Source organism: Actinomycetospora chlora, from assembly GCF_039542135.1.
Classification (GTDB): domain Bacteria; phylum Actinomycetota; class Actinomycetes; order Mycobacteriales; family Pseudonocardiaceae; genus Actinomycetospora; species Actinomycetospora chlora.
On sequence record NZ_BAABHO010000030.1, the window covers coordinates 19,326 to 40,782 of the forward strand.

The window sequence follows — 21,457 nt, forward strand, 5'->3', positions numbered from 1 at the left end:
GTTCGGGTCCTGGGCTCAGTCCTCCTCGCTCCGGCCCTCGTCGCCGCCGTGCAACGGCGTCATCAGGTCGAACCACGTGTCGGCCGGGACGGAGCCGCCGGTGAGGTCGCCGTCGGAGCAGGTCCGGACGGGATCGGTGCAGACCGGCTCGGCGCCCGCGGTGGCGAACGTCATGACCGCTCCGGCGTAGCGTTCGGTGGCCCCGAGGAAGGCCGCCGACGCCGACCGCTGGGTGGTCCCGGTCTTGGCGATCATCGAGCGCTCCCAGCCGGCGTCGTCGGCCGCGCCGGCGGCGGTGCCGTCCTCGATGTCCTCCGAGAGCGCCGAGCGCAGCTCCTCGGCGACGTCCGGGGCGAGGGCCTGCTCGCACGGCGCACCCGGCGGGGTCACCGGGCGGCCGTGGCGGTCGGCCACCTCGCCGAGGAGGGTGGGTGGGCACCACGTGCCGTCGGCGACGACGGTCGCGGCCACGTTCGCCAGGTCGAGGGGACTCGTCGGGTCGGGGCCGAGGGTGAAGGACGCCTGGGCCGCCCCGATCCGCTCGGCGAGCGGGCGCCCGTGCCGACCGGGCGCGGCCAGGGTGGTGCGCAGGCCGAGCCGGCGGGCGACGTCGACGATCGGCGCCGTCGACCCGATCCGGTCCACGAGCTCGACGAAGGCGGTGTTCGGCGAGGTCGCCAGGGCCTCCCGCAGGGTCAACTCGTCGGGGTAGCTGCCGAGGTTCTCGACCGTGTAGCCGGCGGCGAGCTCCGAGCTGTACTGCTCGGGCACGTCCAGATCGCTGCCCGGCGAGACCAGGCCCTCCTCGAGGGCCGCGGCCGCAGTGAAGATCTTGTAGACGGAACCGGCGCCCCGCAGGGGAGCGGTGGTCAGGGGCAGCGCGCTCTGGCCGGCGTCGCCGTCCACGCCGTAGGTGCGGTTCGCCGCCAGCGCGAGCACCGGGCGGCGCCCGCGGTCCGGTGCCACCACCGCGGTCACGTTCGCCACGTCGGAGTCGGGGCCGACGGCGTCCCGCGTCGCCGCCCGGGCCGCAGCGGTCACCTCGGGGTCGAGCGTGGTCCGCACCGTGTAGCCGCCGGTGGCGAGGTCGAGTCCGGCGGCGGCGAGCCGGTCGACGACCTCGCGGCAGAAGAAGCCGGTACCCGGGCGCGCCCCGGCGCAGCCCTCGACCGGGAGCGACGGGTCCGGCACCACCCCGAGCGGGGCGGCGGCGGCGGCCGCCGCGCGGGCGGGGGTGAGCGCCCCGGTGTCGACCATGGCGGCGAGGACCTGGCCGCGCCGGTCCCTCGCCGCCCGCGGGTGGTCGACGGGGTCGTAGGTCCCGGGCGCGCGCACCATCCCGGCCAGCAGCGCCGCCTGCGGGACCGTCAGGTCGGCGGCCCCCGTGCGGAACCAGGTACGGGCCGCGGCCTCGACCCCGTAGGCGCCGCGGCCGAAGTAGACGAGGTCGAGGTAGCGGGTGAGGATCTCGTCCTTGTCGAGCCGCTGCTCCACCCGGTGCGCGAGGCGCGCCTCTGTCGCCTTGCGCCCGAGGGTGTCGGCCGTCGCGGCGCGGCGCTCCTGCTCACCGTCGGCGAGCGTGTAGAGGCGCTGGTTCTTGACCAGTTGCATGGTGATCGTCGAGCCGCCCTGACCCTCGAACGGCGTGCCGGCGACCGCGTTGGTCCCTACGGCACGGGCGAGGCCCCGGGCGTCGACGCCACCGTGCTCGCAGAAGCGCCGGTCCTCGATCGCGACGATCGCCGCCCTCATCGGGGCGGCGATCCCGCGGGGCCCGACCGGGAGGCGGTAGCGGCGGTAGATCACTGCCATCGGCGCTCCGGTGGTATCGGTGATCACCGACGCTGCCGCGGGGTCCCGGTCGACGACGTCGGCAGCCGTGACGGCGACGTTGCTCGAGGCACGCGCCACCACCGTCCCGGCCCCGATCGCCACCGGGGCCAGCAGACCGGCGACCAGCAGGCCGGCGACGGCCACCGCCGCGGCCCCGCGCAGCAGCAGGAGAACACGGTCCTCCGGGGCCTCGTCGTGATCGTCCGCGTCCTCCTCGCCGCCGCGTCTGCCCACCCGTCCACGTCATCACAGGCGCGGGCCGGAGACCGCCCTGCGGGGCTGACGATCGTCTGACGACACCGGTGGGCCGCCACCGACCACGCGGGGAAGCGGGTACGGATCCGGTGTGCGTCGTCTCTTGCTGCCGCTGGTCGTGCTCCTCGTCGGTGTCCTGGCCGGGTGCTCCTACGGGGCCGAGGCCGCCCCGCCGCAGCCCCGCCCGATGGGGCCCGGAACACCGTCCGGCAACCCCACGCCCGAGACGTGGCTGGCGCAGGTGTGCACGGCGGTGACACCGGCCGTGCGCGCCGCGGGGCCGGTGCCCGAGGCCCGTCCGGACGACCTGCCCGCGGCCCGCGAACAGATGCTGGCCTACCTCGACCAGCGCATCGCCGCGTTCGACGCCGCCGCCGACGGCGTCGACCGGGCCGGTCCGGCGCCGGTGGACGACGGCCAGCAGGTCACCGAGCCCGTCGTGCGCCTGCTGCGCGAACGGTCGGCGTCGATGGCGGGACTGCGTGAGGAGCTCGACGCCGTGCCGGCCGTCGCCGACGCGACCCTGGCCCAGACGCTGACCAACGTCCGCAACCGGTTGGTGCTCGCCGGGCCGACCGTGGTCCTGCCCGACCTGGCGCTGCCCCCGTCGCTGGCCGGGCCGGCGGCGACGGTGCCCTCCTGCCGCGCGCTCGGTGTCGGGGTCGGCGCCGGCGGTGGGGCCGGATGAGCCACGGAGAGCAGCGGCCCCGTGTCGGTGTCATCGTCGGGGGATGACACCGATGGGCTGGCCCGGGTGGGGCGTGCTGCTGACGACGTGGCGGCCGTCGTGGGTGGTCGATGTCCTGGTGCTCGTCGCGGCGCTCGCGTACGCGGCCGGGGTCCGTCGGGCCGCGCGGGCGGGTGAGCCGTGGCCGCTCGGGCGCACGGCGGCCTTCGGTGCGGCGCTCGCCGGCCTCGTCGTGACGTTCGACTCGGGCGTGGCCGTGTACGGCCACGACTCGTTCGGCGTCCACATGATCATGCACCTGATGCTGATCATGGTCGTCCCGGCGCTCTGGGTCGCGGGCGGGCCGCTCGAGCTCGCCCGCCGGGTGGGATCGCCGCGGGTGCGTGTCCTCGTCGACTCCCTCGCCGGGCGCATCGGTCGCGCCGTGTTCCACCCCGCGACCGTGTTCGTCGTCTACACGCTGGTGGTGGTGCTGACCCACCTCACGACGTTCATGCAGGCGATGGCGGGCAGCCCGGCGTTGCACCACCTCGAACAGGTGCTCTACCTCGGCGCGGGTCTGCTGTTCTTCGCCACCGCCCTCGGGGCCGACGCGACGCCGTCGCGGCCGTCGTTCCTCGGCCGGTTCGCGCTGATGATGCTCGCGATGGGCGTCGACACGCTGGTGGGCGTCGTGCTGCTGCTGGCGCCGCGCACGCCGTTCCCCGCCTACGAGCTGGCCGACGTGCGGGTGGGCGGCGCGATCATGTGGGCCGGCGGTGACGCGCTGATGATGCTGCTGATCGTGGTGCTGGCCCGGTGGTGGGTCCGCGCGGCCGGCCAGGGGCCGGAGCTCGGGCCGTGGCTCGAGTCCGCACGCCGCAGCGCGCTGGGTCTCGCGCCGGACCGCGACGGGGACGTGGACGGCGACGTGGACCGGGACGAGGACGCGCTCGCCGCCTACAACCGCATGCTGGCGCGCCTGCACCAGGGCGGGCGCTGAGGGCGGTCAGCCGTCCCGGCGCCCGCGGCGCATGTCCTCGTCGAGCTCGTCGAGGGCGAGCGCGGCGCACAGGGCGAAGGCGTCGGACCGCAGCGTCGCCCGGTGCACGAGCCGGGCGCGCAGCGCCGCGTCGTACGGGCCGGCCGGCGGCGCGGCGGTGTCGAGGTCCAGCACGAGTACCCCGGTGAGGACCCGGATGTCCTCGATCATCGCGAGGCGCCGGGTCCGGGTGGGCGCGAGCGGGGTGGCGACCGCCTCGGCCCCGAGGTGGTCGCGGGCGATGACCGCGCTGACGGCGGCCTCGCGCGCCGTCACGCCCGTCTCCGGACAGACGACCGACGAGATGTCGATGGCGTCGAACTCACCCACGGGCCGGGCCCACCTCCGATCGCGCCCGCGCGCCGTGCCGGGCGCCCGACAGCCAACGCCACGGGATGCCCGCACGGAAGGTGCACGACCTTGCGGTCACCTGACGGTCGGGCGGGCTCCCACGTCCGGAGCCACGTCCCGCACGGCGACGACGCCGCCGACCGTGGCCGGGGCCGCGGCCCGCCCCGCGTTCCGTCAGCCGATCGTCAGGTGACCGACGCGCTCGGCCAGGCCGGCGGCGACGGTGGCCGCGTCGGCGGTGTCGGGCCAGTGGTGCGCGAGGCGGCCGTCCGGGCCGACGAGGTAGGTGATCGCGGTGTGGGGCACGGCGTAGCCGTCCGGGTCGTCGGGGTCGGGGCGGCGCCGGGCGAAGACGCGGAACGCCCGCTTCGCCGCCTCCACCTGCTCCGGGGTGCCGGTCAGGCCGGTGAAGCGGGGGTAGTTCGCCTCCAGGAACGCCCGCATCACCTCCGGCGTGTCCCGCTCGGGGTCGACGCTGACGTAGAGCGGGCGGAGAGGTGCGGAGGGGTCGATCTCCGCGAGCGCCGCGCTCAGCTTCGTCAACGTCCGTGGACAGACCACCCGGCAGGACGTGAACCCGAACTGCACGAGCAGCCACTCGCCGCGGTAGGAGCCGGCGTCGACGGCCCGTCCGTGGTGGTCGACGAGGTCGAAGGCGACGTCGGCGGGGGCGGTCACGGCACCAGCTCGACGTCGTGGGCCGGGCCCGCGGGGACGTCCAGGCGGACGTCCCCCGCGGTGGTCGGCACCTCCTGCCCGTCGATCCGCAGCCGCGCTCCGTCCGGGACGCGCCCGACCACGACGGCGGCGTCGTCGCCGGTGCGCCGCAGCCGGGCGTGCAGGACGCCGTCGACGACCTCGGCGCGGCTGACCTCGACGTCGCGCCCGACCTCGGTGAGCGCCGGCTGCGCGTGGTGCTCGGGGCCCCAGGGGCGCTGGTAGAGCTCGTGCAGCCCGTCGGGCACGTTGAGCCGGGCGTAGCCGAGCAGGACGTTGCCGGTCATCGGCTCGATCTCGGTGCGGTTCCCGTCGGCGTCGTTCTTCGTGTCGTTGCGCGGGTAGTACAGGGCGCCGCCGTTCCAGGTGGGCGCCATGAAGCGGTCGGCGTGGGCGAGGATGCCGTCGAGGGTGGCGCGGTCGCCCATCTCCGAGGCCCAGGCGGCGACCCAGCCGAGGTCGCAGGTGTCGTTGACGACCGTCTGGCCCATGACCTCCATCGCCGGCGTCGACCGCACGGCGATGGTCCCGGCGGGGCCGTGTTCGAGGAAGTCCGCGACCTGGCGGGGGTAGTGCTCGCGGACGAAGTCGCGGTTCCAGGTGTTCATCAGCGCGCCGCACCAGGCGTCCACCCACGGCGCCTGCAGGGCGTTCGGGCGGACGACCTTCGAGTCCTCGAGCACCATCTGGTTGTAGTGGCCGGTGTCGTCGAGCCGGCCGAAGTCCGCCCAGGCCTTCTCGTAGCCGGCCACCACCTCGTCCGCGCGGTCGCCGCCGGTGATCGCGTCGTGGAGCCGGAAGCCGATGATCGCGGGCTGGTTGCAGATCTGGAACACGCAGTTGGGCTCGCACGCCACGCCGAGGTAGCCGTTCTCGACCATCTGCCAGTAGATGTGGTCGTTCAGCGAGTCGCGGTCGTAGGCGAACCGCTTGGGCTCGCCGCCCCAGAAGAACGACCAGTGCTCGAAGGTGAGCGCGCCCGGCTGCGCGTAGCGGTCGTCGGCGAAGAGGTGGTCGTGCAGGAGCGCGCACGACTGCACGTACGCCGAGTACATGATGTTGTCGCGCACCACCGGGTCCCACTCCTCGTGGTAGCCGTCCGAGAGGTGCGCGTTCATGACCATGCCGCCGCGGGAGACGTCGCGCCAGTAGAGCCAGACGTCGGGCATGAGCAGCTTCTCGATCAGCCGCTGGATCGTCGGCCGGAACAGCCCGGGCGCCGCCGGCAGGCGGTGGCGGTGGGTCAGGGCCAGCCCGTAGACCATGTAGGCCAGCTGGAAGCGGTAGCTGCCGAAGTCGTCCTCGCCCGCGCCCTTGCCCTGCATCAGCGACCAGTCGTGGGGCAGCCGCCGGGACAGGTCGTCCCAGTGCTTCAGGTGGCCGAGCTGGGCCTCGTCGAGCAGCGCCGTCATGCGTCTCGACGCTACGCAGCCGCGCGACGCGCACCACACCCGTTCGGGTGTGCCGCCCCCGGTGAGGCCACGTTGTGCTGTCCGCATGAACGGTCCCGGCGACATCCTGCGCACGGTCGGTGCCCGCTTCGGCGAGCGGCCCGCCCTGGTGACGGCGACGCGCACGCTGTCCTTCGCCGAGCTCGACGGCCGCAGCGACCGGGTGGCGGCCGGCCTCGCCGCCCGCGGGGTCGAGCCGGGACGCCCGGTGTCGCTCTACGCGCAGAACCGCTGGGAGTGGGTCGTCGCCTACCACGGCGCGCTCAAGGCGGGCGCGGTCGTCAACCCGGTGAACGTCATGCTCACCCCGGAGGAGCTGGCGTTCGTGCTGCGCGACTGCGGCGCGGCGGCGGTGTTCACCAGCGCCGAGCAGGCCCCGACGGTGCTGGAGCTGACCCGGGACCTGCCCGAGCCGATCACGGTCGTCGCGTTCGGCGATGTCGAGGGAGCGGTCTCCTTCGACGAGCTCCTGGGCGCCGACGGCCCCGTGCCGGAGATCACCGCCGACCCCGACGCCCCCTCGACCATCGGCTACACCTCGGGCACCACCGGCCACCCCAAGGGCGCGGTGCAGAGCCACCGCGCGGTGCTGCTCAACTGCGCGCTCACCGCGACGATGCACGGCCGCCGCGAGGACGACGTCGTCGTCACCGCCCTGCCGGCGCCCCACGTCTACGGCAACGTGGTGATCAACGGGACGTTCCTGGCCGGCGGCACCGTGGTGCTCATGGAGCGCTTCGACGCGGGCGCGGCGCTGCGGCTCATCGGCGAGCACCGGGCGACGCTGTTCGAGGGCGTGCCCGCGATGTACGCGATGCTGCTGGCCCACCCCGACCTCGCCGGCGCGGACCTGTCGTCGCTGACGCGCTGCACGGTCGGCGGGCAGACGATCCCGGTCTCGACGATCCGGCGCTGGGAGGAGCGCTCCGGCGCCCCGCTGATCGAGCTCTGGGGGATGACCGAGGTCGCGGGGCTGGGCACGACGCACGCGCGCCACGCGCCGCCGGTGCCGGGCTCGATCGGCGTCGCGCTGCCGGGTGTCCAGCTGCGGATCGCCGACCTCGACGACGTCACCCGCGACGCGCCGGTGGGGGAGCCGGGGGAGCTGATGGTGCGCGGCCCCATCGTCATGTCGGGCTACCACGGCAACCCCGAGGCGACGGCCGCGACGATCGAGCCCGACGGCTGGCTGCACACCGGCGACGTCGCGACGATGGACGCGACCGGGCACGTCTTCGTCGTCGACCGGCTCAAGGACATGATCATCACGGGTGGCTACAACGTCTACCCGGCCGAGGTCGAGCGGGTGCTCGCCGCGCACCCGAAGGTCGCGATGGTGGCGGCGGGGCCGGTGCCGGACGCCGTGAAGGGCGAGCTGGCCTGCGCCTACGTCGTGCCGGTGGCGGGCACCGACCCGACGGAGGACGAGCTGGTGGCCTACGCGGGCGAGCACCTCGCGCCCTACAAGCGGCCCCGGCTGGTGCGGTTCGTCGACGCCCTGCCGGCCACGTCCACCGGCAAGATCATGCGCCGCGAGCTCATCAAGCAGTTCACCCCGTGACAGCAGCGCGGACGCGGGCGTTGGATGACCGGGTGGAGGGGATCGCGCGGGAGCACGCCGAGCTCGTCGGCCTGCTCGACCGCCGCGCCGCGGTCCGTGCGGCCCTGGACCTGCTCGCGACCGAGGGCGACGTGGCGTGGCTCGCCGAGCCGCCCGGCGACGCGGCCCCGGAGCTGACGCTCGCCCACGTCACCGGCGACCGGACGGGGCTGCTCCGCGGCCTGGCGGTGTCCCGCGGACTCGGTCTCACCGGCAAGGTCCACGGGAGCGGGACCCCGGCCTGGGTCGACGACTACCTGGGCTCCGCCGAGATCACCCACACCTTCGACCGGGTCATCGACGCCGAGGGCGTGCGGCGCCTGCTCGCCGTCCCGGTCCGGCGCGACGACCGCCTGCTCGGGGTGCTCGCCGTCGGCGCCCGCGCCGACGGCACGTTCGGCGGGCGGGCGACGCAGCACGCGGAGGCGGTCGCCGACGAGGTGGCGCTGGCCGTCGCCGTGGCCGAGCGCGCGCGGCTCGCCCGCGAGGTCGCGGTGCACGAGGAGCGCAGCCGGCTCGCCGCCGAGCTGCACGACAGCGTCGGCGCCCTGCTGTTCGCGATCGGCTCCGGGGTGGCGGGGCTGAGCGACGCCCTCGGCGCCGACCCGGAGCTCGCCGCGCGGCTCGGCCGGTTGCAGGCGCAGGCGAGCGAGGCGTCGGCCGCGCTGCGCGACTCGCTGCGGACCCTGCGGGCCTCACCCGCGGCGCTGGCGCTGGCGGTCGCCCTGCGCGCCGACTGCGCGGCGTTCGGCGACCGCACCGGCGTGCCCGCCGAGCTCGTGGTGCTCGACGACCCGCCCGCGCTGCCGCCGTCGCGCACCGAGGTGGTCCTCGCCGCCGTGCGCGAGGCGCTGCTCAACGTCGAGAAGCACGCCGGCGCGTCGGCGGTCGTCGTCAGCGTGGCCGCCCGGCCCGGCGACGGGCTGGTCGTGGCCGTCACCGACGACGGCGCCGGGCTCGCGCCCGACCACCGGCCCGGCGTCGGGCTCGCCACCACCGGCGACGCGGTGCGCCGGCTCGGCGGCGGGCTCACGGTCGCCGCCGACCCGCAGGGTGGCGCGGCGTGGCGGCTCGAGCTGCCGTGCTGAGGGCGGGCGCGGTCCGGGTGCTGGTCGTCGACGACCACCCCGTGGTCCGCGACGGCGTCGTCTCCGCGCTCGGCCGGCACAGCGACATCGAGGTCGCCGGGCACGCCGCCGACGCCGCCGACGCGGTGGCGGCCTGCGCCCGGGAGCGCCCGGACGTCGTGCTGCTCGACCTGCGCCTGCCCGACGCCCACGCGGCCGACGTCGTGCCCCGCCTGCGCGCGGCCTGCCCGTCGAGCCGCGTGCTGCTGTTCACCGCCTTCCCCGAGCACTCGGCGGTGGCACCGACCCTCGCCGCCGGCGCGGTCGGGCTGCTGGTCAAGGACGCGTCGGGGCGCGAGCTCGGCGAGGCGATCCGGCAGGTCGCGCGCACCGGCGCCTACCCCGGCGTCCACCCCGGCGCGGGCCCCGACGCGTCCGGCGCCCCGGTCACCCCGCGCGAGTACGACGTCCTGCGCCTCGTCGCGTCCGGGCACACGAACGGCGAGATCGGCGAGCGCCTGCGGCTCTCGCCGAACACCGTGAAGACCTACCTCCACAACGTCATGCGCAAGCTCGACGCCCGCAACCGCGCCCAGGTGATCACCAACGCCCGGGCCCACGGCCTGCTGTGACCGCGCGGATGGACCCGGCCACCACGACGAAGTGGATCCCGGGCCCGGAGCGGCTGGCCGCGCGCGTCACCGCGGTGCAGGACGTCTACGTCATCGGTCACTTCGGGATCGCCCACGTCGACCCCGGGACCTGGCGGCTGCGGGTCGACGGCGACGTCGCGACGCCCCTGGACCTGGACCTGGCGGACCTGCGCGCGCTGCCCGGCGTCGACGTGCCGGCCGTGCTGGAGTGCTTCGGCAACCCCCTGGTGCCCGGCGAGCTCGTGCGCCGGGCGGCGAACGTCGTGTGGCACGGCGTCCCGGTCGCGGCGCTGCTCGACGCGGCCGGCGCGGGACCCGGCCCGTCGCTGTGGGCCACCGGCGCCGACGCCGGGGAGTTCGCGGGCGTCGCCTGCACCGAGTACCGCAAGGACGTCCCGCTGGCTGTCGCGCGCGAGCGGGCGATCGTGGCGTTCGGGCTGAACGGGGCGCCGTTGGACGACGAGCACGGCGGGCCGGCGCGGCTCGTGGTGCCCGGCTGGTTCGGCACCAACAACGTCAAGTGGCTGACCGCGCTCACCGTCGCCGACCGGCGCCCCGAGCACCTGTTCACCACCCGCCTCTACCAGCGGCCGGTGCCCGGCGCGGACGGCCCGCAGCCGGTCCGCGACCTCGACGTCACCAGCGTCGTCACGGCCCCGCTCGAGGGCGCCGCCGTCGGGACGGCCGTCACCGTCACCGGCTGGGCGTGGGGCGCGGAGCCCGTCGCGGCGGTGGCGGTCGGGGTGGACGGGGCGTGGGGGCGCGCCGACCTGGAGCCCCGCGGGGAGCACCGCACGTGGCAGCGCTTCGCGCTGGCCGTCGACCTCCCGCCCGGCGAGCACGTCCTCGCGGCCCGGGCCACCGACGCCGCCGGGCGGGTCCAGCCCGACGGCGGCGCCCGCAACGCCGTGCACGCCGTGTCGGTGAGCGTCCGGTGACCACGCTGCTGTCGGAGCCCCACCGCGCCGCGGCGACCGGGCTCGCCGCCCGCGACGCGACGATCGCGCGGCTGGCCGAGCGCTACGGGCTCCCGACGTTCACCGCGCCGTCGCAGACGGCGTTCGCGTTCCTCGCGCGGTCGATCACCCACCAGCAGCTCTCGACCCGCTCCGCGGAGGCGATCCACGGGCGCCTGCTCGCGGCACTCGGCGGCGAGGTCACGGCACCCGGCCTGCGGGCGCTGCCCGACGACGAGCTGCGGCGGGTCGGCATGTCCCAGGCCAAGATCGCGTCGTTGCGGGACCTGGCCGCGCGGGTCGACGAGGGCGCGCTGGCCCTCGACCGCGCGGTGCTGGCCGCGCAGGACGACGCGACCGTGGTCGCCGCGCTGACCGCCGTGCGCGGCATCGGGCGCTGGACCGCCGAGATGTTCCTGCTGTTCCAGCTGCTGCGCCTCGACGTGTGGCCGACGGGCGACCTCGCGATCCGCAAGGGCTACGCCGCCGGGTGGGGCACCGCCGTGCCGAGCGCCCGCGAGCTCGACGTCCTGGGCGAGGCGTTCCGGCCGGTCCGCACCGTGGCGGCCTGGTACTGCTGGGCCGTCCTCGGGCAGGCCCCGGGACCCGGCATCGGCTGAGGAAAAAAAGTTCGGGGGCCGTGTCGATCCGGCCCGGCGCCGTTCGACGCAGGGGTGAGAGACCGGCATCGGGCCGGTCCCGCACCCCGGAGGTCACCATGTCCGTCACCACCGCCACCCCCGCCCCCACCACCACCGCGACCGCGACCGGCACCCGGGTCCTCCCGCTGATCGGGTACGGCCTGCTCGCCGCGGCCGGCGCCGGCATCGCGACCTCGGCCGTCGCCGCCGGCGGCCGGGCCGCCGGGATCAGCCTCGACGTCGCCGGCGCGCCGATCCCGGTCCCCGGGTTCGCCGTCCTCACCGTCGTCTTCTCCGTCGTCGGCCTGGTCATGGCGCTGGTGATGCGCCGCGTGGCGCGCCGCCCGCGCACGACGTTCGTCCGCACGACGGTCGCGCTGACCGTGCTGTCGCTGGTCCCCGACGTGCTCGCCGACGCCGCCGCGACGACCGCCGCGCTGCTGATGCTCACCCACGTCGTCGCCGCGGTGATCGTCATCCCGACGATCGCGCGCCGGCTCGCGGCCTGAGCCGGACGCCGTCGGAGGAGAACGGTGGCGCACCACCGACCGACCCGCGATCATCACGCCGTGGAGTACGGAGTCGTGCTGTTCGTCACCGACGAGACCATCGCCCCGGCGGCCCTGGGACCGGCGCTCGAGGAGCGGGGCTTCGACTCCCTGTTCGTGCCCGAGCACTCCCACATCCCCGTGCGCCGCGAGAGCCCCGCCCCCACCGGGGGCGACCTGCCGCGGCACTTCCACCGCACCGTCGACGTGTTCGTGACGCTCGCGGTGGTGGCCGCGACCACCTCCCGGCTCCGGCTCGCCACCGGGGTGGCGCTGCCCGCCGAGCGGGACGTGTTCCACACGGCCAAGCAGGTCGCGAGCCTCGACCTCGTCTCCGGCGGGCGTGCGCTGTTCGGCGTCGGCGCCGGGTGGAACCGCGAGGAGGCCGCCGACCACGGCATCGACCCGCGTCGCCGCGGGCGGATCCTCGACGAGAAGCTGGCCGCGATGGTCCGGCTCTGGACGCAGGACGAGGCCGAGTTCCACGGCGAGTACGTCGACTTCGACCCGGCGTACCTCTGGCCCAAGCCGGTGCAGTCGCCGCACCCGCCGATCTACGTCGGCGGCGAGAGCGAGGCCGCCCTGCGCCGCCTGCGCGACCACGGCGACGCGTGGATGCCCGACACCTTCGACCTCGAGACCTACCGCCGGGTCCGCTCGTGGCTGGGCGAGCAGGGCCGGCCGGACGTCCCGTTCACCGCCTTCGGCGCCGACCCCGACACGTTCGACCCCGCCGGGTTCGCCAACGTCGGCGTCGACCGCGTCGCGTTCTGGGTGGACCCGGGCGGGGAGCGCGACGTGCTCACCCGGCTGGACGCGATCGCCGAGCGCTGGATCCGCTGAGACCGTGCGGCTCGGGGCGACGCTGGTGCACCTGGGGGCCGCGCCGCCCTACCCGGTCGCGGCGTGGGCCCGTCGCCTCGCCGGGGCCGGCTTCGCGAGCCTGTGGACCCCCGAGATCGTGGGGCGCGGATCGCTCGTGCCCGACCCGTTCGTGACGCTCGCGGTGGCGGCGGCGGTGACCGAGGACGTGGCCCTCGGGACGGCGACCGTGCAGGTCCCGCTGCACCATCCCGCCGAGCTCGCCCACCGGGTCCTGTCGCTGGTGGCGGTCTGCGGCGACCGCCTGAGCCTCGGCGTGAGCCCCGGCTCCACGGCCGTCGACTCCGCGACGTTCGACCGCGACCACGCCGAGCGGTTCCGCGCCTTCCGCCGCGACGTCGTGCGGGTGCGCGACCTGGTCACCCACGGCCGCGACGAGCGCGCCGACCTGGCGGACGTGACCGGTCTCGCCGTCCCGCCGCTGCTGCTGGGCTCGTGGGGCGCGAACGTGGAGCGGGCCGCGCGGGAGTTCGACGGCTGGCTCGCCTCCGGGTACCGGCGGACGCCGGAGGAGATCCTCGCCGCGCACGACCGCTACCGGGCTGCGGGCGGCCACCGCGCGGTCGTGTGCGCGATCCCGGTGGGTCACGACCTCGGACCGACCCGCGAGGTGCTCACCCGCTACGCCGAGGCGGGCGTCGACGAGGCCGTGGTCGTCATCGACCCGGGCGGCCCGGACCCCGAGAGCGTCCGGGCACTGCTGTCGTGAGCGGCGTGCGGGGGGACGCGCTGCCGCGTCCCCCCCGGGCCGATCAGAAGTACGTCTTGCGCCCCACCGGCCGGCCGACGGCGCCGAGGATGGTGAGGATCAGGCCCACGGCGAGGAGGATCCAGCCGATGGTGGCGACGAACGCCGGCACGGGGGCCACGTAGCCGAGGACGATGAGGATGATCCCGAGAATGATCACGTGATTCTCCGATGGTCGGGGGAGCGAGGGGCACCGGCCCGTTCCGGAGATTCCGGTACCGGGTCGGTGTGCAGCTCAACGATTTCACCGGGGTGCGCGGTGCGGCCGCGACACGCCGGTCCGTGACGCGGTCGGAATGATCTCGACATGTGTCTCCGCGCGAGACAAGAATGGCCGGCGTGCGTCGGCCGTTTGCGCGGAGGAAAGAGCAGGCGACCCTCCTGAGGTGCGTCGATGCTGGTCAGGTCCTCCGCGTGTCGGACCCGTAACGCCGTCCAAACCCGCCACGATGGTGAGAGACGTCATGGCCCGGTGCGCGTCCCGGGGCGTCGTGATCGCGCGGGAGGAAAAGCATCGTGATCCGGAGACCGACCATTGCCCGCCGTCACCGGGCGCATTGTCTGGCGGCGATGTCGGTCGTCGCGACGGTCGCGCTGGCGATCGTGTCGATCACGTCGGCACCGAGCGCCGGTGCCGATCCCGGCGCGGCCGGCCACCCCGCCAAGCCCCGCCCGACGACCACCACGACGACCACCACCACCGCACCGCCCACCACGCCCACCACGCCGCCGGGCGGACGCGACCCGCTGCAGCAGCCCTTCGCCTCCTCCAGCATCTGGAACATGCCGCTCGGCAGCGGCGCCCAGTTCGTGCCCGCGAACCTCCCCGCGATCCCGGGCAACGACACGACCTCGCGGGTGCCCCAGATCGACGACGAGCCGATCGTGCTCACGCCGACCGCCCCGCTGACCCAGGTCCTCGCGAGCTCGGGCGGCTGGGGCGGCGACCGGTGCAAGACCCAGCGGACGGTGCTCGCCACGGTGCCGATCCCGTCCGGCTACGTGCTGCCCAGCAACAACAAGAACGAGAGCGCGTCGTTCCTGTCCGCCGACGGCCGGACGATCGTGTCAACCCAGCCGCTGGCCCGCTGCGCCGCGGGTGGCCCGGCGACCAGCTACGTCCGCTACCCCGACCAGGACATCTACGGGGCGGGCATCCAGGGCGCCCACGGCGGGTCGGGGATGAGCGGGCTCGGCGGCTCGATCCGCATCGGCGAGCTGCGGCCCGGCCAGACCGGCCCGCGGCACTCCCTGAAGATCAACCTCTACGCCCGCGCCGAGCTGGCGACGTGCGCCACGCAGAGCCAGTGCTTCCGGTGGCCCGCGGTGAAGGCCGACGGGTACGCGGTGGGCTGGTACGGCTCGGTCGGCAACAACACCAACGCCGCGATGCGCATGGGCGCGCTGCTGGCGATCCCCCCGTCGGTGGACATCACCACCCTCGGCCTGACGACCGAGCCGGGACGCCAGATCGCCTGGACGTTGCAGAACTACGGCGCCTACGTCGTCGACGACACCTACGGCCCGTCGTTCGCGTTCAACGCCGAGAACGGCCCCGCGGGCAACGTGCGCACCCAGTTCCGCGCCGACTACGGCCAGGACTTCGAGGTCTACGCCAACAACACCAACGCCTGGGGCCGCGACGTGCAGCGCCTGCGCCAGGCGCTGCAGGTGGTCGACAACAACGGGCCCTCGAGCATCGGCGGGGGCGGCACCCCGCGCCAGCCGCTGCTGCCCGAGCTCGTCGCGCCGTCGTCGTCCCCGACGCCGCAGGCGCAGCCGACCAGCCCGGCCACCGCCGAGACCCGCGCCCCCGGCCCGGTCACGTCGGTGCCCGCGATCCCGGCCCGGTGACGGGCGGGCCTACGCGTCGCTCCCGGCGTCGCCGTGCGCGACGACCGAGAGGAAGCGGATCGGGAGCCGCACGAGCTCCTGCGGGCCGTGCAGGCCCTCGCCGTCGAGCTGGAGCGCGTCGCCGGGGCGCATCGTGTAGCTCGACTCGCCGTGGGCGTACACCATCTCGCCCTCGAGCATGTAGAGCAGCTCGTGGCCGGGGTGCTGGAACAGCGGGAACTCCTCGCTCTGCTCGGTGAGCGTGACGAGGTGCGCCTCCTGGCGCTTGTGCGGCCCGCGCAGGGAGCCCAGGAGCGTGTAGTCGTGCCCGACCCGGGTGCCGCGGGCGACGATCCGCGGGCCGGCCCCGGCCGGGGTGAAGACCGCCTCGCGCTCGGTGTCGGCGCCGCGGAAGAACGACGTCACCGGGACGTCGAGCGCGTCGGCCAGCCGGGCCAGCGTGGTGAGGCTGCACGACGTCTGCGCGTGCTCGATCTTCGACAGCATCGGCTTGGAGATCCCGGTCCGCACCGCCATCTCCGCCAGCGTCGCGCCCGACTCCTGGCGGAGGCGGCGGACGCGCGCGCCGATCGCGCGCTCGAGCTTGCCCTCCTGGGTGCGCCCCGCCCCGATGTCGCGAGTGTCGACCTCGCGGGTCGCCGGCCCGTGGTCGGGGATGTCCGGCCCGGTCACCGCATCTGTCCCGCGCCGACGTAGGGGTGCGGGCTGGTCAGCAGGTCCCCCTCGGCGAACCGGGAGAGCCGGAAGTCCGAGGCGGGGACGTCCGGGTCGCTGCTCTCGCCGTCGACCACGAGGTCGGCGACCAGCCGCCCCACCGACGGCGAGATCTTGAACCCGTGCCCCGAGAAGCCCGCCGCCACCACCAGGCCCCGGAGCGGCGTCGCCGAGATCGCCGGGTTGAAGTCGGGCGTGACGTCGTAGCAGCCGGCGTAGGTCGAGGCGACCGCCGCGTGCTCGAGGCCCGGGAACCGCGCGCCGACCTTCGCCACCGCCACGTCGACGGCGTGCTCGCTCGCCCGGTTCGAGTAGCGGTCGGGGTCCGCGGGCTCCAGCCGCGAGAGGTCGGAGTTGCCGAACAGGATCTCCCCGCCGGGCTCGGGCCGCACGTACTGCAGCGAGACCAGGTCGGAGAACACGGGCACCGCGCCGAGGTCCTGCCCCGGGTCGACGAGCACGATCTGCTCGCGGTGCACCGTGATCGGCAGGTCGATGCCGTGCGCGGCGAGCAGCGGCACCGACCACGGCCCGGCGGCGAGCACGACGTGGTCGGCGGCGATCTCCGTGCCGTCGGCGAGCCGGACGCCGCGCACCCGGTCGGCCTCCGCGAGGATCTCCGTGACGGTCGTGCCCTGGCGCAGCGTCGCCCCGGCGCGGCGCGCGGCGCCCGAGAACGCCTGCGCCGTCTGGTACGCGTCGCCGTAGCCGCCGCGCTCCTCCCACGCGAAGGCGGCGAACGGCTCGAGGTCGGCGACCGGCCACAGCTTCGCCACCTCGGAGACGTCGATGTCCTCGGTGCGCACGCCGACCGCGCGCTGGTCGGCCATCGAGGCGTGCAGGGCGTCCACGTTCTGCTCGCCGACGCCCACGACGTAGCCGGTCCGGTGGAAGCCGACGTCCACGCCGAGGACGTCCTCGGCGTTCTCCAGCACGTCGAGGGCCCGGGTGGCCATGGCGGCCAGCGAGGACACCCCGTAGTGGCAGCGCACGACGCCGGACGACTTGCCGGTGCCCCCCGAGCCGACCGTGGCGCGCTCGACGATCACCACGTCGGTGACCCCGCGCTGCGTCAGCGCCCAGGCGGCGGCGCAGCCCTCGAGCCCGCCACCGACGACGACGACCTCAGGCACCGTGCACCCCCGTCCACGGTCCAGCTCCGCTCCGCTCCGTGTCCCCCGGGATCCACTCGGTCCCGGCCAGCGGCACCCGCGCCATCGCGGCGGCCTCGACGGTGAGCGCCACGAGGTCCTCGGGCTCGAGGTGGCGCAGGTGCGACTTGCCGCAGGCCCGCGCGATCGTCTGCGCCTCCATGGTCAGCACCCGCAGGTAGTTCGCCAGCCGCCTGCCCCCCAGCACCGGGTCGAGGCGCGCCGCCAGCTCCGGGTCCTGTGTGGTGATCCCGGCGGGGTCGCGGCCGTCCTGGAAGTCGTCGTAGAACCCGGCGGCCGACCCGAGCGCCTCGTACTCCGCGGCGTGTTCGGGGGCGTTGTCGCCCAGGGCGATGAGCGCCGCGGTGCCGATCGCGACGGCGTCGGCGCCCAGGGCCATCGCCTTGGCGACGTCGGCGCCGGTGCGGATGCCGCCCGAGACGATCAGCTGCACGCCGTGGCGGTGCAGGCCGAGCTCCTGCAGCGCCCGCGTCGCCTGGGGGATGGCGGCCAGGGTCGGGATGCCGACGTGCTCGATGAACACCTCCTGCGTCGCCGCCGTGCCGCCCTGCATCCCGTCGACCACCACGACGTCGGCGCCCGCGGCCACGGCGAGCTTGACGTCGTAGTACGTGCGGGTGGCGCCGACCTTGACGTAGACCGGCTTCTCCCAGTCGGTGACCTCACGCAGCTCGAGGATCTTGATGGCGAGGTCGTCGGGGCCGGTCCAGTCGGGGTGCCGGCAGGCGCTGCGCTGGTCGATGCCGGCCGGCAGCGTCCGCATGCCCGCCACCCGGTCGGAGATCTTCTGCCCGAGCAGCATCCCGCCGCCGCCGGGCTTGGCGCCCTGCCCCAGCACCACCTCGATGGCGTCCGCCTTGCGCAGGTCGGTCGGGTTCATGCCGTAGCGGCTGGGCAGGTACTGGTAGACGAGGTGCTTCGACTGGCCCCGCTCCTCGGGGGTCATGCCGCCGTCGCCGGTGGTGGTCGACGTCCCGACCTCGCTCGCGCCGCGCCCCAGGGCCTCCTTGGCCTGGCCCGAGAGCGCGCCGAAGCTCATGCCGGCGATGGTCACCGGCGTCTCCAGGTGCAGGGGGTACCGGGCGTGCCGGTCGCCCAGCACGACGTCGGTGTCGCAGCGCTCGCGGTAGCCCTCGAGCGGGTACCGCGACATCGACGCCCCGAGGAAGAGCAGGTCGTCGAAGTGCGGCACGGCGCGCTTGGCGCCCCAGCCGCGGATGTCGTAGACGCCGGTCCGGGCCGCCTGCTGGATGTCGGCGATGACCGACCGGTCGAAGGTGGCCGATTCCCGCATCAATAGCTCCCCGCGTGCTCGGAGTGGAAGTGGTAGAGCAGCCGGGCCGAGCCGTAGCGGCGGAACTCCGCGACGTCGTGCTCCAGTCCCGCCGCGGCGAGGAGCTCGGCCAGCTCGGCACGGTGCTCCTCGCGCATCTCCTTCTCGACGCAGTCCGCGCCCAGCCCCGCCACGGTGCCGCGCACGTAGAGCCGCGCCTCGTAGATCGAGTCGCCGAGGCCGTCGCCCGCGTCGCCGCAGACCACCATCCGGCCGGCCTGGGCCATGAACGCGCTCATCGGACCGACCGAGCCGCCGACGACGATGTCGACGCCCTTCATCGAGATGCCGCAGCGCATCGAGGCACTGCCACCGATCACCAGGAGCCCGCCGTGCGCGGTGGCCCCGGCCGACTGCGAGGCGTCCCCGGTGACCCGCACCGTTCCGGACATCATGTTCTCGGCGACGCCGGTGCCCGCGTTGCCGTGGATGGTCACGACGCCGCCGTCGTTCATCCCGGCCGCGTAGTAGCCGACGTGCCCACGCACGTCCACGGTGATCCCGGTGTCCACGCCGGCGGCGACGGCGTGCGCGCCGCCCGGCTCGAGGACCTCGTAGACCTTCGCCGACGGGTCGTGCAGCTCGGCGTTGAGCTCGCGGACGGTGCTCGTCGCGAGATCGACGGTCATCGTCTCCATGCGTAGACCCTCCCGGGCTCGGGCTCGTAGAGGCGGGCGGAGTCGATGCTCGGCAGCGGCGCCAGGGCGCGGAACTCCGAGGCCATGGCGACCCAGGCCTCGGTCTCGGCGATCACCGCGGGCTTGCACGCGATCGGGTCGCGCACCACGGCGAAGCCGTCCGCGCTGGTGACGAGCAGGGTGTAGAAGCCGTCGAAGGTCTCGCGCAGGCCCAGCAGCGCCTTCTCGAGGTCCTCGCCCTGCGCCAGCCGGGAGGCGACGTAGCGGGCGCCGACCTCGGAGTCGTTGTCCGAGTCGAACCGCACCCCCTCGCGCGCGAGGTCCCGGCGGATCGAGGCGTGGTTGGAGAACGAGCCGTTGTGCACCAGGCACTGGTCCGGCCCGACCGAGAACGGGTGGCAGCCCTCGGGGACCACCGCGGACTCGGTCGCCATCCGGGTGTGCGCGAGGCCCTGCCAGCCCGACGCGCCCGCCAGGTCGTAGGTGGCGGCCAGGTCGCGCGGGTGGCCGGTGCCCTTGTAGACGGTGAGCTCGCGGCCGGCGCCCACGACGACCGCCGAGGGGAAGGCGGCGGTCACCCGCGCCACCAGATCCTCGGGGGCGACGGGTGCGGCGACGACGGTGGTGTCCCCGGCCCGGGTGACGAGCGCGTCCAGCACGCTCGTGTCCGCGTCGGGTGGCAGGAGCACCGACACCGCCGCGTGCCCCGCCGGCACGCGGCGGGTGTCGCCGTAGACGGCGACCCCGGCGGAGTCGGGGCCGCGCTCGACGACCCCGCACAGCATCGACTCCAGCAGCGTCCCGAGCCGCGGGTACAGCTCGGGGTCACGCAGGTGTAGTCCGACGATCCCGCACATCTGGAGTCCCTCTCTCGGTCGTGCTCAGAACGCGGTGAGGTAGCGGTCGTGCTCCCAGGAGCCGACGGTGCCGTGCCAGTCGAGGAACTCCTCGCGCTTCACCCCGGCGAAGTACTCCGCGACGCCGGGGCCCGCGGCGTCGAGGGCGCCGGTGACGACCGCGTCGGCGCGGAGCGCCTCGACGGCGTGCAGCAGCGTCGGGGGCAGCTCGGCCCGGTCGGCGGCGCCGGGCGCGCCCGGGTCGACCTCGCGGGCGACGCCGTCGAGGCCGGCGGCGAGGGCCACGGCGAGCGCCAGGTAGGGGTTCGTCGCGCCGTCACCGCCCCGCAGCTCGATGCGCTGCCCGTCGGGGATGCGCACGAAGTGGGTGCGGTCGTTGCCGCCGTAGGTCGGGCGCCGCGGCGACCACGTCGCGCCGGAGCGCGTGCTGGTCGCGCCGGTGCGCTTGTAGGAGTTCACGGTCGGGGCGAGCACGGCCTGCAGGCCCGACGCGTGGTCGAGGATGCCGCCGAGGAAGCGGTAGGCGAGGTCCGAGAGCCCGAAGCCGCGCGGGTCGGCGTCGTCGGGGAAGCGGGGGTCGCCGCCGCGCCAGAGGGACAGGTGCAGGTGCATGCCCGAGCCCGTGCGGTCGGAGAACGGCTTGGGCATGAACGTGGCGGTCATGTCGCGCTGCTCGGCGAGCACGGAGATCAGGTAGCGGGCGGTGATGACGCGGTCGGCCGTGGTCAGGGCGTCGGCGTAGGCGAAGTTCTGCTCGAACTGCCCGTTGGCGTCCTCGTGGTCGTTGGCGTAGTTGCCCCAGCCCAGCGCGTTCATCGCGGTGGAGATGCCGGTGAGGTGGTCGTACATGCGGGTCAGCCCGCGGGCGTCGTAGCAGGGGCGCGCCTCGGTGTCCTGGGTGTCCGCGGGCGCCAGGGTGCCGTCCTCGCCGCGGCGGACCAGGAAGTACTCGATCTCCGCGCCGGCGAACAGCTCGACCTGCTGGGCGGCCGCCCGGGCGAGCACCGCCTTGAGGATCACCCGCGGCGCGAAGTGCCACGGCACGCCCTCGACGTGCGGGTCGCAGTGCACCAGCGCGAGACCCTCGCGCACCCACGGCAGCGGGGTGTAGCTGGCGAGGTCGGGCAGCACGACCAGGTCCGGGTCGGAGGGCTGCTGGCCGATCGCGCCGACCGCGTACCCGGCGAAGCCGACGCCCTCGGCCTGCAGCTCGTCGGCGGACTCGACCGGCACGAGCTTCGCGCACGGCTTGCCGGTGAGGTCGACGAACATCGCGAGCAGGAAGCGGACGCCGTCGGCGCGGGCCATCTCGGCCAGCGAGGGCTCGACGAGGGGCAGGCCGGACGCGGACCGCGTCGCGGGAGAGGCATCGGTCGTCATCACGGGTCCCTTCGGGTCGTACGGTGAAACCTAATCTCCCCGGGGGAGATGCGGAACCGCCATGAGACCACCGGCGCGTGACGGTCGTGTTGCGCCTG

The 21,457-nt window shown here is 75.0% G+C and carries 22 protein-coding genes; 11 read left to right on the forward strand and 11 right to left on the reverse strand.

Annotated features, from left to right (window positions below):
- Positions 1-15: 15 nt before the first annotated feature.
- On the reverse strand, positions 16-2,067 hold the full coding sequence (locus ABD994_RS18420; RefSeq protein WP_345418101.1) for a transglycosylase domain-containing protein: 2,052 nt from the start codon (positions 2,065-2,067) through the stop codon (positions 16-18).
- 112 nt (positions 2,068-2,179) lie between these two features.
- Between ABD994_RS18420 and ABD994_RS18425 the strand changes: the two genes are divergently transcribed.
- Both ABD994_RS18425 and ABD994_RS18430 read left to right on the forward strand, forming a co-directional pair.
- Complete coding sequence (locus ABD994_RS18425; RefSeq protein ID WP_345418103.1) at positions 2,180-2,776, forward strand: hypothetical protein; 597 nt, start codon at positions 2,180-2,182, stop codon at positions 2,774-2,776.
- A gap of 43 nt (positions 2,777-2,819) precedes the next feature.
- A complete protein-coding gene (locus ABD994_RS18430; RefSeq protein WP_345418106.1) occupies positions 2,820-3,758 on the forward strand; it encodes a cytochrome c oxidase assembly protein in 939 nt (312 codons plus the stop codon).
- A gap of 6 nt (positions 3,759-3,764) precedes the next feature.
- Here ABD994_RS18430 and ABD994_RS18435 read toward each other — a convergent pair whose 3' ends face one another.
- The 3 genes from ABD994_RS18435 to ABD994_RS18445 all read right to left on the reverse strand — a co-directional run bounded on the left by ABD994_RS18435 (position 3,765) and on the right by ABD994_RS18445 (position 6,277).
- The gene (locus ABD994_RS18435) at positions 3,765-4,127 is read right to left on the reverse strand and encodes a hypothetical protein (RefSeq protein WP_345418109.1); all 363 of its coding nucleotides are present in this window, start codon (positions 4,125-4,127) and stop codon (positions 3,765-3,767) included.
- Between the two features lie 195 nt (positions 4,128-4,322).
- On the reverse strand, positions 4,323-4,826 hold the full coding sequence (locus ABD994_RS18440; RefSeq protein ID WP_345418112.1) for an SCO family protein: 504 nt from the start codon (positions 4,824-4,826) through the stop codon (positions 4,323-4,325).
- Entirely contained in the window at positions 4,823-6,277 is a 1,455-nt protein-coding gene (locus ABD994_RS18445; RefSeq protein ID WP_345418115.1) for a linalool dehydratase/isomerase domain-containing protein, read from the reverse strand. The genes ABD994_RS18440 and ABD994_RS18445 overlap by 4 nt, the downstream gene beginning before the upstream one ends.
- Positions 6,278-6,362: 85 nt before the next feature.
- Between ABD994_RS18445 and ABD994_RS18450 the strand changes: the two genes are divergently transcribed.
- From ABD994_RS18450 to ABD994_RS18485, 8 genes are all read left to right on the forward strand, one after another.
- Positions 6,363-7,877, forward strand: a complete 1,515-nt coding sequence (locus ABD994_RS18450; protein ID WP_345418118.1) for a class I adenylate-forming enzyme family protein — start codon at positions 6,363-6,365, stop codon at positions 7,875-7,877.
- On the forward strand, positions 7,874-9,004 hold the full coding sequence (locus ABD994_RS18455; protein WP_345418122.1) for a GAF domain-containing sensor histidine kinase: 1,131 nt from the start codon (positions 7,874-7,876) through the stop codon (positions 9,002-9,004). The genes ABD994_RS18450 and ABD994_RS18455 overlap by 4 nt, the downstream gene beginning before the upstream one ends.
- Positions 8,980-9,615, forward strand: a complete 636-nt coding sequence (locus ABD994_RS18460; RefSeq protein WP_345418126.1) for a response regulator transcription factor — start codon at positions 8,980-8,982, stop codon at positions 9,613-9,615. Before ABD994_RS18455 ends, ABD994_RS18460 begins: the two co-directional genes overlap by 25 nt.
- A complete protein-coding gene (locus ABD994_RS18465; RefSeq protein ID WP_345418129.1) occupies positions 9,612-10,574 on the forward strand; it encodes a molybdopterin-dependent oxidoreductase in 963 nt (320 codons plus the stop codon). Before ABD994_RS18460 ends, ABD994_RS18465 begins: the two co-directional genes overlap by 4 nt.
- Positions 10,571-11,212, forward strand: coding sequence for a DNA-3-methyladenine glycosylase family protein (locus ABD994_RS18470; RefSeq protein ID WP_345418132.1), 642 nt, complete (start codon positions 10,571-10,573; stop codon positions 11,210-11,212). Before ABD994_RS18465 ends, ABD994_RS18470 begins: the two co-directional genes overlap by 4 nt.
- 98 nt (positions 11,213-11,310) lie before the next feature.
- Positions 11,311-11,742, forward strand: a complete 432-nt coding sequence (locus tag ABD994_RS18475) for a DUF6069 family protein (protein WP_345418138.1) — start codon at positions 11,311-11,313, stop codon at positions 11,740-11,742.
- Between the two features lie 60 nt (positions 11,743-11,802).
- Complete coding sequence (locus tag ABD994_RS18480) at positions 11,803-12,624, forward strand: LLM class F420-dependent oxidoreductase (RefSeq protein ID WP_345418145.1); 822 nt, start codon at positions 11,803-11,805, stop codon at positions 12,622-12,624.
- A gap of 4 nt (positions 12,625-12,628) precedes the next feature.
- Positions 12,629-13,372, forward strand: coding sequence for an LLM class flavin-dependent oxidoreductase (locus ABD994_RS18485; protein ID WP_345418149.1), 744 nt, complete (start codon positions 12,629-12,631; stop codon positions 13,370-13,372).
- A gap of 43 nt (positions 13,373-13,415) precedes the next feature.
- Here the strand turns inward: ABD994_RS18485 and ABD994_RS18490 are convergent, their stop codons facing one another.
- On the reverse strand, positions 13,416-13,571 hold the full coding sequence (locus ABD994_RS18490) for a DUF6131 family protein (protein WP_345418152.1): 156 nt from the start codon (positions 13,569-13,571) through the stop codon (positions 13,416-13,418).
- A gap of 410 nt (positions 13,572-13,981) precedes the next feature.
- Here ABD994_RS18490 and ABD994_RS18495 point away from each other — a divergent pair, with 410 nt between their 5' ends.
- Positions 13,982-15,265, forward strand: a complete 1,284-nt coding sequence (locus ABD994_RS18495; RefSeq protein WP_345418155.1) for a hypothetical protein — start codon at positions 13,982-13,984, stop codon at positions 15,263-15,265.
- 9 nt (positions 15,266-15,274) lie between these two features.
- Here the strand turns inward: ABD994_RS18495 and ABD994_RS18500 are convergent, their stop codons facing one another.
- Genes ABD994_RS18500 through glnT form a run of 6 tightly spaced genes read right to left on the reverse strand, consistent with a single transcriptional unit; the run spans position 15,275 to position 21,359 of the window.
- Entirely contained in the window at positions 15,275-15,937 is a 663-nt protein-coding gene (locus ABD994_RS18500) for a helix-turn-helix domain-containing protein (RefSeq protein ID WP_345418158.1), read from the reverse strand.
- On the reverse strand, positions 15,934-17,112 hold the full coding sequence (locus ABD994_RS18505; protein WP_345418161.1) for an NAD(P)/FAD-dependent oxidoreductase: 1,179 nt from the start codon (positions 17,110-17,112) through the stop codon (positions 15,934-15,936). Before ABD994_RS18505 ends, ABD994_RS18500 begins: the two co-directional genes overlap by 4 nt.
- Positions 17,105-18,445: an FMN-binding glutamate synthase family protein gene (locus ABD994_RS18510; RefSeq protein ID WP_345418164.1), complete on the reverse strand. Its 1,341-nt coding sequence runs from the start codon at positions 18,443-18,445 to the stop codon at positions 17,105-17,107. Before ABD994_RS18510 ends, ABD994_RS18505 begins: the two co-directional genes overlap by 8 nt.
- Positions 18,445-19,122 carry a glutamate synthase gene (locus ABD994_RS18515; RefSeq protein WP_345418167.1) on the reverse strand — a complete coding sequence of 226 codons (678 nt, stop codon included), beginning with the start codon at positions 19,120-19,122 and terminating at the stop codon, positions 18,445-18,447. The genes ABD994_RS18510 and ABD994_RS18515 overlap by 1 nt, the downstream gene beginning before the upstream one ends.
- Positions 19,110-19,979, reverse strand: a complete 870-nt coding sequence (locus ABD994_RS18520; RefSeq protein ID WP_345418170.1) for a class II glutamine amidotransferase domain-containing protein — start codon at positions 19,977-19,979, stop codon at positions 19,110-19,112. Before ABD994_RS18520 ends, ABD994_RS18515 begins: the two co-directional genes overlap by 13 nt.
- Positions 19,980-20,003: 24 nt before the next feature.
- Complete coding sequence (glnT, locus tag ABD994_RS18525; RefSeq protein ID WP_345418175.1) at positions 20,004-21,359, reverse strand: type III glutamate--ammonia ligase; 1,356 nt, start codon at positions 21,357-21,359, stop codon at positions 20,004-20,006.
- Positions 21,360-21,457: the final 98 nt, after the last annotated feature.